The organism is Pseudomonas sp. MS646 (assembly GCF_036693845.1).
In the GTDB taxonomy this organism is placed as follows: Bacteria; Pseudomonadota; Gammaproteobacteria; order Pseudomonadales; family Pseudomonadaceae; genus Aquipseudomonas; species Aquipseudomonas chlororaphis_E.
Map to the genome: position 1 here is coordinate 637,393 of NZ_CP144763.1, position 15,103 is coordinate 652,495.

A 15,103-nucleotide genomic window follows, 5' to 3' on the forward strand; every position below is an offset into this window, starting at 1 on the left:
GAACGGCGTCGGAAACAGGATTCAGGTGCCTGAAATTTCCCGTTTCATTAAGCCTATGCCAAACTAACCCGCATATAGACAAGGTGAAAATTCTCTAATGGCCGATTGGCAGTCCCTCGATCCCGAGGCCGCTCGTGAAGCGGAAAAATATGAAAACCCTATTCCTAGCCGCGAACTGATCCTGGCGCATCTCGCCGATCGGGGTTCGCCCGCCAGCCGCGAGCAATTGGTCGAAGAATTCGGGCTGACCACCGAGGACCAGCTCGAAGCCCTGCGCCGCCGCTTGCGCGCCATGGAGCGCGACGCCCAGTTGATCTACACCCGCCGCGGCACTTATGCGCCGGTGGACAAGCTCGACCTGATTCTGGGCCGCATCGCCGGCCATCGCGACGGCTTTGGGTTCCTGATCCCGGACGACGGCAGCGACGACCTGTTCATGAGCCCGGCGCAGATGCGCCTGGTGTTCGACGGTGATCGGGCCCTGGCTCGCGTCTCCGGCCTGGACCGCCGCGGTCGTCGTGAAGGCGTGATCGTCGAAGTGGTGTCCCGCGCCCACGAAAGCATCGTCGGTCGTTATTTCGAGGAAGGCGGCATCGGTTTCGTCGTCGCCGACAACCCGAAGATCCAGCAGGAAGTGCTGGTTACCCCGGGCCGCAATGCCGATGCCAAGGTCGGTCAGTTCGTCGAAGTGAAGATCACCCACTGGCCTACCCCGCGCTTCCAGCCCCAAGGGGACGTGGTGGAAGTGGTCGGCAACTACATGGCCCCGGGCATGGAGATCGACGTCGCCCTGCGCACCTACGACATCCCACACGTCTGGCCCGATGCGGTCATGAAGGAAGCCTCCAAGCTCAAGCCGGAAGTCGAAGAGAAGGACAAGGAAAAACGCATCGACCTGCGTCACCTACCGTTTGTCACCATCGACGGTGAGGATGCCCGGGACTTCGACGACGCGGTCTACTGCGAAGCCCGGCCCGGCAAGCTGCGCCTATTCTCCGGCGGTTGGAAGCTGTACGTGGCCATCGCCGACGTTTCCAGCTACGTGAAGCTCGGTTCGGCGCTGGACGCCGAAGCGCAGGTGCGCGGCAACTCGGTGTACTTCCCCGAGCGCGTGGTGCCGATGCTGCCTGAACAACTGTCCAACGGTCTGTGCTCGCTCAACCCGCACGTCGATCGCCTGGCCATGGTTTGCGAGATGACCATCTCCAAGTCCGGCGAAATGACCGACTACTGCTTCTACGAAGCGGTCATCCATTCCCACGCGCGGCTGACCTACAACAAGGTCAGCGCGATGCTGGAGACGCCGAAACTGGCTGAGTCGCGCAAGTTGCGCGGTGAGTACAGCGAAGTGTTGCCGGATCTCAAGCAGCTTTATGCGCTGTACAAGGTGTTGCTGGCGGCGCGTCATGTGCGCGGTGCAATCGATTTTGAAACCCAGGAAACCCGGATCATCTTCGGTTCCGAGCGCAAGATCGCCGAAATCCGCCCGACTGTTCGCAACGATGCGCACAAGCTGATCGAGGAATGCATGCTGGCGGCCAACGTCGCCACCGCCGAATTCCTGAAGAAGCACGAGATTCCCGCGTTGTACCGGGTCCACGACGGCCCGCCGCCGGAGCGTCTGGAAAAACTGCGGGCGTTCCTCGGCGAGCTCGGCCTTTCCTTGCACAAAGGCAAGGAAGGTCCGACACCCAAGGATTACCAGGCCCTGCTGGCCAGCATCAAGGATCGCCCGGATTTCCACCTGATCCAGACCGTGATGCTGCGTTCGTTGAGCCAGGCGGTGTACAGCGCCGATAACCAAGGCCACTTCGGCCTGAATTACGAAGCCTACACCCACTTCACGTCGCCGATCCGCCGTTACCCCGACCTGCTCACGCACCGGGCCATTCGCAGCGTGATCCATTCGAAGATGAACACTCCGCACGTCAAGCGTGCCGGTGCGATGACGATTCCGAAGGCGCGCATCTACCCGTACGACGAAGCCGCCCTCGAGCAGCTCGGCGAACAATGCTCGATGAGCGAGCGTCGTGCCGACGAAGCGACCCGTGACGTGGTGAACTGGCTCAAGTGCGAATACATGAAGGATCGCGTCGGTGAGTCGTTCCCGGGCGTGATCACGGCCGTGACCGGTTTCGGCCTGTTCGTCGAGCTGACCGATATCTACGTCGAGGGCCTGGTGCACGTCACTGCGCTGCCGGCGGACTACTATCACTTCGACCCCGTGCATCACCGCCTGGCGGGCGAGCGCACCGGTCGCAGCTTCCGCCTGGGTGATACCGTTGAAGTGCGGGTCATGCGCGTCGACCTCGACGAGCGCAAGATCGACTTCGAGATGGCGGAAAAGACCATCAGCGCGCCGATTGGCCGCAAGAAACGCGGTGCCGAAACCTCCGCGCCTGCTGCCAAGGCCGCCGAGCCGGCATCGTCCCGCTCCGGGCGCGGGTCGGCCAAGGAAAAAGCCAGCGAGGCCTATCGTCCGAGCGATGCGGCGGCGAAGAACGCCGAAGTGCGCAAAAGCCGTGAAATGAAGCAGGCGTTGCTGGCTGAAGCCAAGAACGGTGGCAAAGGAGCGTCGGGTAAGGCTGGGCGTTCGGCACCGGACAAGGCCGCCAGCAAACCGAGCAAACACCGTAAAGGCCCGCCAAAAGCGGGCTCGGCCCCGGCCAAGAGTGGCGGGGCGCGTAAACCCAAGGCCAAGTCATGAGTCAGTTGGAAAAAATCTACGGCGTGCATGCCGTGGAAGCGCTGTTGCGTCATCACCCCAAGCGGGTCAAGCAGATCTGGCTGGCGGAAAGCCGCAGCGAGCCTCGGGTGCAAACCCTGGTCGAGCTGGCCAACGAAAACCGCGTGGCAGTCGGCCAGGCCGAGCGGCGCGAGATGGACGCCTGGGTGGAAGGCGTTCACCAGGGCGTCGTGGCCGAGGTCAGCCCGAGCCAGGTCTGGGGTGAGGCCATGCTCGAAGAGCTGCTCGATCGCACCGAAGGCGCGCCACTGTTGCTGGTACTGGACGGCGTGACCGACCCGCATAACCTGGGCGCCTGCCTGCGTTCGGCGGATGCCGCCGGCGCGCTGGCGGTGATCGTGCCCAAGGACAAGTCGGCTACATTGACCCCGGCGGTCCGAAAAGTCGCCTGCGGCGCCGCGGAGGTGATTCCTCTGGTGGCCGTGACCAACCTGGCGCGCACCCTGGAGAAACTCCAGCAGCGCGGCCTGTGGGTGGTCGGCACGGCGGGCGAGGCCGAGCAGGACCTCTACCAGCAGGACCTGACCGGCCCGACGATCCTCATCATGGGCGCCGAAGGCAAGGGCATGCGTCGCCTGACCCGCGAGCATTGCGACTACCTGGTGAAATTGCCGATGGCCGGTAGCGTCAGCAGCCTCAACGTCTCGGTCGCCACCGGGGTCTGCCTGTTCGAGGCGCTGCGCCAGCGTAGCGTCAAGGCGGCTGCTAAGAAGTCTTGATTCAAACCCGAGCCTGAATGTGGGAGCGGGCTTGCTCGCGAATGCGGTCTGACAGTCGACAGTGATGTGTCAGCGACACCGCTTCGCGAGCAAGCCCGCTCCCACATTGGTTTTGCGGTGTTGTTCAAATAATCACCAATTGCCTTGCGCCGCCCTCGACCCTTCTCTACAATTGCGCCCCTTGCTGTGATGGCAGGCACTTATGTGTCTAGCGTCCACAAGTCCATAAGTGTCATTCACTCCTTGTCTGACCGTTTTTGAGCGGCAGGCTACAACCCGTAAGGAGCATTCATGCGTCATTACGAAATCATCTTTTTGGTCCACCCGGATCAAAGCGAGCAAGTCGGCGGCATGGTTGAGCGTTACACCAAGCTGATCGAAGAAGACGGCGGCAAAATCCACCGTCTGGAAGACTGGGGCCGTCGTCAACTGGCCTACGCAATCAACAATGTTCACAAGGCTCACTACGTGATGCTGAACGTTGAGTGCACCGGCAAGGCCCTGGCCGAGCTGGAAGACAACTTCCGCTACAACGATGCAGTGATCCGTAACCTGGTCATCCGTCGCGAAGAAGCCGTTACCGGCCAATCCGAGATGCTCAAGGCTGAAGAAAACCGCAGTGAGCGCCGTGAGCGTCGCGACCGTCCTGAGCACTCTGACAGCGCCGATGGCGATGACAGCGATAGCGACAGCGACAACAGCGATAACGCTGACGAGTAATCCACGGACCTTTTAAGGAGCCAATCACATGGCACGTTTCTTCCGTCGTCGTAAATTCTGCCGCTTCACCGCTGAAGACGTGAAAGAGATCGACTACAAAGATCTCAACACCCTGAAAGCCTACGTATCCGAGACCGGCAAAATCGTTCCAAGCCGTATCACCGGTACCAAAGCTCGTTATCAGCGTCAGCTGGCCACCGCTATCAAGCGCGCCCGCTTCCTGGCCCTGCTGGCCTACACCGACAGCCACGGCCGCTGAGACCAGGTTCGTCGACGAGTAGTAAGGGATTGAATGCATGCGCGCCTTAGCTGACTTCATCATGCGGGGACGTGTGCAGGCCACGCTGGTCGTGGCCGGATCCGCGGCATTGCCGCTGTTGTTCTGGTTGAGTGCCGCCGCCGGATGCCTTGTGCTCCTGCGGCGCGGTTCGGACGCCTTGAGCGTCCTGGGTATCGGGTTGTTGTCGGCGTTGGTGAGCTGGCATTTCCTGAAGGACCCGACAACGCTCCTGGTGTTGATCGGGGCTTGCAGCCTGGCGTTGATTTTGCGCGCCGGGCATACCTGGAACCGCGTGCTGCTGTGCAGCGTGGCCGTGGGGTTGTTGTGTGCGGTGAGCCTGGGGACTGTGTTCAGTTCCATCATCGAATCGCTGGCGCAGACGTTCAAGGACGTGTTGCCGCTGGCGATGGGTGGGGTCTACGAGACATTCTCGGCAGACCAGAAGGCGTTTGTCACCGCCATGACTGCTCCGCTGATGATCATTTCGATAGCGTCTTCGTTGCAGATCTTTAGCGTGCTGTGCCTGATGCTTGGGCGCTATTGGCAAGCTTCGTTGTACAACCCCGGTGGTTTCGGTCGCGAGTTTCGCGCCGTCCGATTCCCCAAAGGCGTGGCGCTGTCACTGCTGGCCGTCATGTGTGTGGCTCCGTTCTTCGGGCTGCATGCACTGATCCTGTTGCCGTTGTGCAGTGTGCCGCTGATCTTCGCCGGTCTGGCCCTGGTTCATGGGCTGGTGGCGCAGAAACGACTGGCCAGTTTCTGGCTGGTGGGGATGTACGTGACGTTGTTTCCTTTCATGCACTTGCTCGGTCCGTTGCTCGTGGTCCTGGCCATCGTTGACAGCCTGATTGATTTTCGCGGTCGGATGGCGTCGAAAGACGCCGACAACGCGAACGGTGAAGGTTAAAAGTTAGAGGATTTTCACATGCAACTGATCCTTCTGGAAAAAATCGCCAACCTGGGCAACCTGGGCGACAAAGTAAACGTTAAGGCCGGCTACGGTCGTAACTACCTGCTGCCTTTCGGCAAAGCCACCGCTGCGACCGCTGCCAACCTGGCTGCGTTCGAAGAGCGTCGCGCTGAGCTGGAAAAAGCCGCCGCAGACCGTAAGGCATCGGCTGAAAGCCGTGCTGCCCAACTGGCCGAGCTGGAAGTGACCATCACTGCCACCGCTGGCGACGAAGGCAAGCTGTTCGGTTCGATCGGTACTCACGACATCGCTGACGCACTGACCGCCTCCGGCGTTGAAGTCGCGAAAAGCGAAGTTCGTCTGCCGAACGGCACCATCCGCAACGTAGGTGAATTCGACGTCGCCGTGCACCTGCACGCCGAAGTTGAAGCCACCGTACGCGTTGTCGTGGTAGCAGCCTAAGCAACACCTGTCGGCTGGCACCCTCGGGTGCTTGCCGGTAACATCGGGCACGATCCTGTTTACAGGTCGTGCCCTTTGTCTTTCTGTAATTGCTGAATTTCATAACCAGACGTGGCCATGAACGAAATCACCGCTCCCGAGCAATACGATCTGCAAACCGCTGCCCTGAAGGTGCCGCCGCACTCCATCGAGGCCGAACAGGCCGTGCTCGGTGGCTTGATGCTGGACAACAACGCCTGGGAACGCGTGCTCGATCAAGTCTCCGACGGCGATTTCTACCGGCATGACCACCGCCTGATTTTCCGGGCGATCGCCAAGCTGGCCGATCAGAACATGCCGATCGACGTCGTGACCCTGGCCGAACAACTGGACAAGGAAGGGCAGACGTCCCAGGTGGGCGGCCTCGGTTACCTCGGCGAACTGGCGAAAAACACGCCGTCTGTCGCCAACATCAAGGCCTATGCGCAGATCGTCCGCCAGCGCGCGACCCTGCGCCAACTGATCGGCATCAGCAACGAGATCGCCGACAGCGCCTTCAACCCGGAAGGGCGTACCGCCGAAGAGATCCTCGATGAAGCCGAACGGCAGATCTTCCAGATCGCCGAGGCGCGGCCAAAGACCGGCGGTCCGGTCAGCGTCAACGACTTGCTGACCAAGGCCATCGACCGGATCGATACCCTGTTCAACACCGACAACGCCATCACCGGGCTGTCCACCGGCTACACCGACCTCGACGAGAAGACCAGCGGCTTGCAGCCGTCCGACCTGATCATCGTCGCCGGCCGTCCGTCCATGGGTAAGACCACCTTCGCGATGAACCTGGTGGAAAACGCCGTGTTGCGCAGCGACAAGGCGGTGCTGGTGTATTCCCTCGAGATGCCAGGCGAATCGCTGATCATGCGTATGCTGTCGTCCCTGGGGCGCATCGACCAGACCAAGGTCCGTTCCGGCCAACTGGAAGATGACGACTGGCCGCGCCTGACGTCGGCGGTCAACCTGCTCAATGACCGCAAGCTGTTCATCGACGACACCGCCGGCATCAGCCCGTCGGAAATGCGCGCCCGGACCCGTCGCCTGGTACGCGAGCACGGTGACATTGCGCTGATCATGATCGACTACCTGCAATTGATGCAGATTCCCGGCTCCAGCGGCGACAACCGGACCAACGAGATTTCCGAGATCTCCCGCTCCCTCAAGGCCCTGGCCAAGGAGTTCAACTGCCCGGTGGTGGCGCTCTCCCAGTTGAACCGCTCCCTGGAACAGCGTCCCAACAAGCGCCCGGTGAACTCCGACTTGCGGGAATCCGGAGCGATCGAGCAGGACGCCGACGTCATCATGTTCGTGTACCGGGACGAGGTGTATCACCCCGAGACGGAGCACAAGGGCATCGCCGAGATCATCATCGGCAAGCAGCGGAACGGCCCGATCGGCTTCATCCGCCTGGCGTTCATCGGTAAATACACCCGGTTCGAGAACCTGGCGCCGGGTAGCTATAACTTCGACGATGATGAGTAAGACCTTCTTTTTTTGAAGGGCTGCAATACTCCTTGTGGGAGCGGGCTTGCTCGCGAAAGCGGTGGCTCAGGAGACATTGATGCTGAATGTCCGTCCGCTTTCGCGAGCAAGCCCGCTCCCACATTGGTTTTGCGATAAGCCCGACCATTTCCGACCATAGCCGTCGGACTTGATCATTTTTTGTGCTATATTTCGCCCCCGCGATTTTTCACCTTTTATACCGGTCATCGACATGCAAGCAGCCAAGCCGTTATTTGACTATCCCAAGTACTGGGCCGAATGTTTCGGCCCGGCGCCATTCCTGCCCATGAGCAGGGAGGAGATGGATCAGCTCGGCTGGGATTCGTGCGACATCATCATCGTGACCGGTGATGCCTACGTCGACCACCCGTCGTTCGGCATGGCGATCATTGGTCGTTTGCTGGAAGCCCAGGGCTTTCGCGTGGGGATCATTGCCCAGCCGAACTGGCAGTCCAAAGACGACTTTATGAAGCTCGGCGAGCCCAACCTGTTCTTCGGCGTCGCGGCCGGCAACATGGACTCGATGATCAACCGCTACACCGCCGACAAGAAGATCCGTTCCGATGACGCCTATACCCCCGGCGGCCTGGCGGGCAAGCGTCCGGACCGTGCGAGCCTGGTCTACAGCCAGCGCTGCAAGGAAGCCTACAAGCATGTGCCCATCGTGCTCGGCGGCATCGAAGCGTCCCTGCGACGCATTGCTCATTACGATTACTGGCAGGACCGGGTGCGCAACTCGATCCTGATCGACGCCAGCGCCGACATCCTGCTCTACGGCAACGCCGAGCGGGCCATCGTCGAGGTCGCCCAGCGCCTGTCCTATGGCCACAAGATCGAAGACATCACCGATGTGCGCGGCACTGCGTTCATTCGCCGTGACACGCCCAAAGACTGGTACGAAGTCGATTCCACGCGCATCGACCGTCCGGGCAAGATCGACAAGATCATCAACCCGTACGTGAACACCCAGGACACTGCGGCCTGCGCCATCGAGCAGGAGAAGGAGCCGGTTGAGGACCCCAGCGAAGCCAAGGTCGTACAGATCCTGGCCAGTCCGAAGATGACCCGCGACAAGACCGTGATCCGCCTGCCTTCGGTGGAGAAGGTGCGCAACGACGCGGTGCTCTATGCCCACGCCAACCGCGTGCTTCACCTGGAAACCAACCCGGGCAATGCCCGCGCCCTGGTGCAGAAGCACGGCGACGTCGATGTCTGGTTCAACCCGCCGCCCATTCCGATGACCACCGAGGAAATGGACTACGTGTTCGGTATGCCCTACGCACGTGTCCCGCACCCGGCCTACGGCAAGGAAAAAATTCCGGCCTACGAGATGATCCGGTTCTCGGTGAACATCATGCGCGGCTGCTTCGGCGGCTGCACGTTCTGCTCGATCACCGAGCACGAAGGCCGGATCATCCAGAACCGTTCCGAGGAGTCGATCATTCGCGAGATCGAAGAGATCCGCGACAAGGTCCCGGGCTTTACCGGGGTGATTTCCGACCTCGGCGGGCCGACCGCGAACATGTACCGCATTGCTTGCAAGAGCCCGGAGATCGAATCCGCGTGCCGCAAGCCTTCTTGCGTGTTCCCCGGCATCTGCCCGAACCTGAACACCGACCATTCCTCGCTGATCCAGCTGTACCGCAGCGCGCGGGCATTGCCTGGGGTGAAGAAGATCCTGATCGCTTCCGGCCTGCGCTACGACCTGGCGGTCGAGTCGCCGGAGTACGTCAAGGAGCTGGTGACCCACCACGTCGGCGGTTACCTGAAGATCGCCCCGGAGCACACCGAGGAAGGGCCGCTCAACCAGATGATGAAGCCGGGCATCGGCACCTATGACCGGTTCAAGCGGATGTTCGAGAAGTACACCAAGGAAGCCGGGAAAGAGCAGTACCTGATTCCGTACTTCATCGCCGCCCACCCGGGCACCACCGACGAAGACATGATGAACCTGGCGCTGTGGCTCAAGGGCAACGGCTTCCGGGCCGACCAGGTGCAGGCGTTCTACCCGTCGCCGATGGCCACCGCCACGGCCATGTATCACTCGGGCAAGAACCCGCTGCGCAAGGTCACCTACAAGAGTGACGGGGTGACCATCGTCAAGAGCGAAGAGCAGCGCCGTTTGCACAAGGCGTTCCTGCGCTACCACGACCCCAAGGGCTGGCCGATGCTGCGCGAAGCGCTGACACGCATGGGCCGGGCCGACCTGATCGGGCCGGGCAAGCATCAGTTGATCCCGCTGCACCAGCCGGCCACCGACAGCTACCAGAGCGCCCGTCGCAAGAACTCGACGCCGGCCGGCAGCCACAAGGTGGGCAAGGACACCACCCGGATCCTGACCCAGCACACCGGCCTGCCACCGCGCGCCAGCGACGGCGGCAACTCGTGGGACAAGCGCGAGCAAGCCAAGGCCGCCGCGTTCGCCCGCAACCAGCAGGCCGCCAAGGAGCGCAAGGACGCGGCCAAGGGCAAGGGGCCGAAGCCGGCACGCAAGCCGGTCGTGCCACGCTGATTGCCACGTTGCACCGCAAACGCCAGCCTAAGTGCTGGCGTTTTGCTTTCTAGCGGCTGTGCTGCCCATTTGCTATCGTGGCCGCCGCCCCTGTTCCGGGCCATGAAGCCGGGTGATGCGCCGCGCCACAAGGTCTGTGCCGATCTTGCACAGAGGCTGTGTCGATAAAGCGCTCCCCCTCCGATCCTCAAGGATGATTCCCATGAGCAGCCCCTCAACCCCCGCCATTGGTATGGACTTCACGTTCTCCCAGTACATGGCCCGTCAACGCATCGAAGCCCAGGTCAACCTGCCGCGCCTGTTCGCGGCCATCGATGCGGACCCCAATATCGCCGGCGCAGGGGTGGTGTATATCGACTCTGAGTACAACGTGGTGACCCTGCGCGAGTTCAAGCCGATCTGCAGCATCGCGCCCAAGCGTGTGATTTTGCGCGAGGCCAAGAAGTACATCGCCCCGCAGCAGTTCATCGACCAGGTGAAAAGCAGCCCGCGGGAGTCGAAGCTTGGGGTGGAGGCGACCAATGCCGGCTTGTCCTGCGTCGCCGCCGTCATCGGTTGGGTGGTGGTGTTCAGTGGCAGCGTCGCCGTACCCTTTACCGCTGGAGCCAGTGCCTGGGTGGTGGCCCTGGGCGTAGCTGCCGCGACGGCGAGTACCGCTCAATGTGTGATTGGCGGCGCGCGGGTCGCCAACGAACTGAACAACCCCACCGGCAATGATGAGATGAACGACGCCGACTGGTACAACATCGTCTCGCCGATCCTGGATGCGGTGTCCCTGGTGGGCGTGGGTGGCTCGGCCCTGACCACGGTTCGCCTGCTCAAGGCCAACAAGGCAGCCGCTACCGGAAAGAGCTGGTACCAGTTGCTCAAGGGGTTGAGCCGGCAGGAACGCAGCAAATTGACCAAGGAGTTGCTGACGCTCAAGGACCCGAGCCTGACCGCCAAGCTGCTCAAGTTGCAGCAGCGGGCCGGGGCCCTGCCCAAACGTTATTCGTCCGCCGAAATCAGACACGCGACGCTGACCCAGATCAAGGACGCCTTGGGGGGGGCCTTGGGTGTCATCGGGAGTTACACCAGCGACGGCCATGTGAAAACCGTGGCTGTCGGCTTGTACGAGGAGTTCACCGAATGATCGGCGGCGGATCGCTGAAGGGCTTCCTGGCCCTCTACTTCCCGGTGTTCATGGGCACCCTTTTGCTGGGCTGCTTTTGCGGGTCGATGCTGCTCTCGCTGGCCGGGACGACCTACTGGCGGGCCTTGGAACCCTCCACCAGGGCTGACTATGTCGGGTTCGGGACATTGGCCCTGGTGCTCGTCCTGGTGGGGGCCAATCTCCTGATCGTACGTGGGCGGGCCTGGGCCGTCTGGGGGGTCGCGGGGTATTTCCTGGCGTGCCTGGCCGCCGTGCTGCCGATGTTTGCCTACCGGCCGCACCAAGGCGTCTACCTGTTCGCCGTGCTACTGCCTCTACTGGGGTTGTTGTTGCTCAACAGCCAGCGCCACCGGGAAATGCGCCGCAAGCTGGTGGAGATTCGCCGCCAGCGCGAGTTGATCATCCAGGCCGCCAAGGGCCCGCGCTCCCGCCGCTGAGCCCACGTCCTCGCCACATTTATGTGCGGCCCTTTGCGCGAGAAAGCGGGCAACGTTCGGTTTTAGTGCTCTACTGCCTTGAGTAGACGAAGAAAGTGTCCGGCCTGCCTGCATGGCATAAGTCTTGCGCCGCTTTCGATAACGCCCAGGCTCGCAGGAGACACGCCGTGTCGATCCATGTTGCTTTGCACCACGTCACGCATTACCGCTACGACCGCGCCGTCGAGCTCGGGCCGCAGATCGTTCGCCTGCGCCCGGCGCCCCATAGCCGTACGCGGATTCTTTCCTATGCGCTGAAGGTCTCGCCCGACCAGCACTTCATCAACTGGCAGCAGGACCCCCAGGGCAATTACCTGGCGCGGCTGGTGTTTCCCGAGAAAACCGAGGAGCTGCGGATCGAGGTCGACCTGCTGGCGGAAATGGCGGTGTTCAACCCCTTCGACTTTTTCCTCGAGCCTTATGCCGAGAAGATCCCCTTCAGCTACGCCGCCGATGAGCGCAAGGAGCTGGCCCCGTACCTGGAAACCCTGCCGCTGACGCCGCGGTTGCAGGCTTACCTGGAGGGCATCGACCGCACGCCGCTGCCGGCGGTGGATTTCCTGGTGGCGCTCAACCAGCGCCTGAGCGAAGACATCAACTACCTGATCCGCATGGAGCCCGGCGTCCAGACTCCGGAGCACACCCTGGAGCAGGCCTCCGGTTCTTGCCGCGACTCGGCCTGGTTGCTGGTGCAACTGTTGCGCAACCTCGGCCTGGCGGCGCGGTTCGTGTCCGGTTACCTGATCCAGTTGACGGCCGATGTGAAAAGCCTCGACGGCCCGTCCGGGACCGAGGTGGACTTCACCGACCTGCATGCCTGGTGCGAGGTCTACCTGCCGGGCGCGGGCTGGATCGGCCTGGATGCGACGTCGGGGTTGTTCGCTGGCGAAGGGCATATCCCGCTGGCGTGCAGCCCCGATCCGTCCTCGGCGGCACCGATCAGTGGCCTGGTGGAACCGTGCGAGTGCGCGTTCAGCCACACCATGTCGGTCGAGCGCGTCTGGGAAGCGCCGCGGGTGACCAAGCCGTACACCGACGCGCAATGGCTGGCGATCCAGGCCCTGGGCCGGCAGATTGACGTGGATCTGCTGGAGGGCGATGTGCGCCTGACCATGGGCGGCGAGCCAACGTTCGTGTCCATCGACGACCCGGATGGCGCCGAGTGGAACACCGCGGCGCTCGGGCCGGACAAGCGCAGGCTGTCTGCCGAGCTGTTCGCTCGGATGCGCGACCACTATGCCCCCAAGGGCCTGGTGCATTTCGGCCAGGGCAAGTGGTACCCCGGCGAACAACTGCCGCGCTGGTCGCTCAATTGCTATTGGCGCCGTGACGGTGTGCCGATCTGGCACAACAGCGCACTGATCGCCGACGAGCAGCAGGACTACCAGGCTGACGGTGAGCTGGCGGGGCGCTTCCTGACCCGCGTCGCCGAGCGCCTGAACATTCCCGCGCGATTCGTGTTCCCGGCCTACGAAGACAATTTCTATTACCTGTGGCGCGAAGGCGCGCTGCCTTCGAATGTCACGGCTCAGGACCCACGCTTGGAAGACCCTTTGGAGCGTGCGCGGCTGCGCAAGGTCTTCAGCCAGGGCCTGGACAAGGTGATCGGTCAGGTTCTGCCGTTGGCCCGTACCGCCAAGGGCGATCAATGGCAAAGCGGCCGCTGGTACCTGCGGGATGAGCACTGCCGGCTGGTGCCGGGGGATTCGCCCCTGGGCTATCGCCTGCCGTTGGCGTCGCAGCCCTGGGTCAAGGCGGCTGAGTTCCCGTTTATCCACCCCACCGATCCGAACCAGGATTTTCCTGAGTTGCCCGACACCGAACGGTTGGCGCAGCACGGCGAAGCGGCCGTCGAACCGGATCGTGCGCCGCCGGTCGATGTCTCGGCCGATTGGCTGACCCGCACCGCCCTCTGTGCCGAGGCCCGCGACGGCCGGCTGTACCTGTTCATGCCACCGCTGGAGCGGGCCGAGGATTATCTGGAGCTGGTCAGCGCCATCGAGGCGACGGCGCAGGCACTGCACTGCCCGGTGCTGCTGGAAGGCTATGAGCCGCCGAGCGACCCGCGCCTGGGCAATTTGCGCATCACCCCCGACCCGGGCGTGATCGAGGTCAACGTGCAACCCTCGGCCACCTGGGACGAGTTGGTCGAGCGCACCGAGTTCCTCTATGAGCAAGCGCGACAGACCCGCCTGACCACCGAGAAATTCATGATCGACGGCCGGCACACCGGCACTGGTGGCGGTAACCATTTCGTACTGGGCGGTGCGACACCGGCTGACTCACCTTTCCTACGGCGTCCTGATCTGCTGCGCAGCCTGATCAGCTACTGGCATAACCACCCGTCGTTGTCCTACTTGTTTTCCGGATTGTTCATCGGCCCGACGTCCCAGGCGCCGCGGGTGGACGAGGCGCGCAACGACGCGTTGTACGAGTTGGAAATCGCTTTTGCGCAGATGCCCCAGCCTGGGGAGGAATGCTCGCCCTGGCTGGTTGACCGGTTGTTGCGCAACCTGTTGATCGACGTGACTGGCAATACCCACCGCGCCGAATTCTGCATCGACAAGCTCTATTCCCCGGACGGTGCCACCGGCCGTCTCGGCCTGCTGGAACTGCGCGCTTTCGAGATGCCGCCTCACGCCCGCATGAGCCTGGTCCAGCAACTGTTGCTGCGGGCATTGGTGGCGCGGTTCTGGCGCGAGCCCTATGCGCCGGCGAAATTGGCGCGCTGGGGCACCGAACTGCATGACCGATTCCTGTTGCCGCACTTCATCGAGCAGGATTTTGCCGACGTCATCAATGAGCTGAACGCTGCCGGCTACCCGTTGCGCGCCGAGTGGTTCGCCGCTCACCTGGAGTTCCGTTTCCCCAAGGTTGGCGATTACGCGGTCAATGGCATCGAGTTGCAGTTGCGCCAGGCCCTCGAACCCTGGCATGTGCTCGGGGAGGAGGGCGCGGCGGGCGGCACTGTGCGTTATGTGGATTCCTCCCTGGAGCGCTTGGAGGTCAAGCTCAATGGCCTGGCACCGCAACGTTATGTGTTGACCTGCAACGGCGTGCCGGTGCCGCTGCACCCCACCGGTCGGGTCGGCGAGTTCGTCGCCGGGGTGCGTTTTCGCGCCTGGCAACCGGCCAACTGCCTGCAACCGACCATTCCGGTGCAGGCGCCGCTGGTCTTCGATGTGCTCGACACCTGGACGCAGCGTTCCCTGGGCGGCTGCCAGTATCACGTGGCGCATCCTGGCGGGCGCAACTACGAGAGCCTGCCGGTCAATGCCAACGAAGCTGAGAGCCGGCGGATGGCGCGCTTTTTCCGGCTCGGGCACACGCCCGGGAAAATTCCGATACCGAGCCTGGCCGTGGATGACGAATTTCCGCTCACGCTTGATCTGCGGCGTTTCCATGGGGCCCCGAAAATGTAACGCACATCTCCTGTGGCGAGGGAGCTTGCTCCCGCTGGCTGCGAAGCAGCTCCTTTTTGTGAGCGCTTCGCACGGGTGCGCCAGCCCGGTCAAGCGGGAGCAAGCTCCCTCGCCACGATGGTTCAAGGCTGAAATAGGTTGCCAGGCCCAAGGCAACACACATCTAT

General features: G+C 62.5%; 11 protein-coding genes. All 11 read left to right on the forward strand.

Translation table 11 applies throughout. The features are described from left to right. The first annotated feature begins 97 nt into the window (after positions 1-97). The 11 genes from rnr to V3H56_RS02785 all read left to right on the forward strand — a co-directional run bounded on the left by rnr (position 98) and on the right by V3H56_RS02785 (position 14,936). Positions 98-2,707 (forward strand): ribonuclease R, encoded by a 2,610-nt coding sequence (rnr, locus tag V3H56_RS02735; RefSeq protein WP_042729521.1) that lies wholly within the window; start codon positions 98-100, stop codon positions 2,705-2,707. Continuing rightward, a complete protein-coding gene (gene rlmB / locus V3H56_RS02740; RefSeq protein WP_042729522.1) occupies positions 2,704-3,465 on the forward strand; it encodes a 23S rRNA (guanosine(2251)-2'-O)-methyltransferase RlmB in 762 nt (253 codons plus the stop codon). Before rnr ends, rlmB begins: the two co-directional genes overlap by 4 nt. A gap of 291 nt (positions 3,466-3,756) precedes the next feature. Then, positions 3,757-4,185, forward strand: a complete 429-nt coding sequence (gene rpsF, locus V3H56_RS02745; protein WP_003186395.1) for a 30S ribosomal protein S6 — start codon at positions 3,757-3,759, stop codon at positions 4,183-4,185. Positions 4,186-4,213: 28 nt separating this feature from the next. Next, entirely contained in the window at positions 4,214-4,444 is a 231-nt protein-coding gene (rpsR, locus tag V3H56_RS02750) for a 30S ribosomal protein S18 (protein ID WP_002551829.1), read from the forward strand. 37 nt (positions 4,445-4,481) lie between these two features. Further along, positions 4,482-5,372 carry a hypothetical protein gene (locus V3H56_RS02755; RefSeq protein ID WP_053148346.1) on the forward strand — a complete coding sequence of 297 codons (891 nt, stop codon included), beginning with the start codon at positions 4,482-4,484 and terminating at the stop codon, positions 5,370-5,372. An 18-nt stretch (positions 5,373-5,390) separates the two neighbouring features. Then, positions 5,391-5,837 carry a 50S ribosomal protein L9 gene (rplI, locus tag V3H56_RS02760; RefSeq protein WP_003186385.1) on the forward strand — a complete coding sequence of 149 codons (447 nt, stop codon included), beginning with the start codon at positions 5,391-5,393 and terminating at the stop codon, positions 5,835-5,837. A 117-nt stretch (positions 5,838-5,954) separates the two neighbouring features. Next, complete coding sequence (gene dnaB, locus V3H56_RS02765; RefSeq protein WP_042729524.1) at positions 5,955-7,352, forward strand: replicative DNA helicase; 1,398 nt, start codon at positions 5,955-5,957, stop codon at positions 7,350-7,352. A 232-nt stretch (positions 7,353-7,584) separates the two neighbouring features. Further along, the gene (locus V3H56_RS02770) at positions 7,585-9,885 is read left to right on the forward strand and encodes a YgiQ family radical SAM protein (protein ID WP_338474191.1); all 2,301 of its coding nucleotides are present in this window, start codon (positions 7,585-7,587) and stop codon (positions 9,883-9,885) included. A 202-nt stretch (positions 9,886-10,087) separates the two neighbouring features. Further along, positions 10,088-11,017, forward strand: coding sequence for a hypothetical protein (locus V3H56_RS02775; RefSeq protein ID WP_047736051.1), 930 nt, complete (start codon positions 10,088-10,090; stop codon positions 11,015-11,017). Further along, positions 11,014-11,475 carry a hypothetical protein gene (locus tag V3H56_RS02780; protein ID WP_338474192.1) on the forward strand — a complete coding sequence of 154 codons (462 nt, stop codon included), beginning with the start codon at positions 11,014-11,016 and terminating at the stop codon, positions 11,473-11,475. Before V3H56_RS02775 ends, V3H56_RS02780 begins: the two co-directional genes overlap by 4 nt. 167 nt (positions 11,476-11,642) lie before the next feature. After that, positions 11,643-14,936 (forward strand): transglutaminase family protein, encoded by a 3,294-nt coding sequence (locus V3H56_RS02785; RefSeq protein WP_338474193.1) that lies wholly within the window; start codon positions 11,643-11,645, stop codon positions 14,934-14,936. The last annotated feature ends 167 nt before the right edge of the window (positions 14,937-15,103 follow it).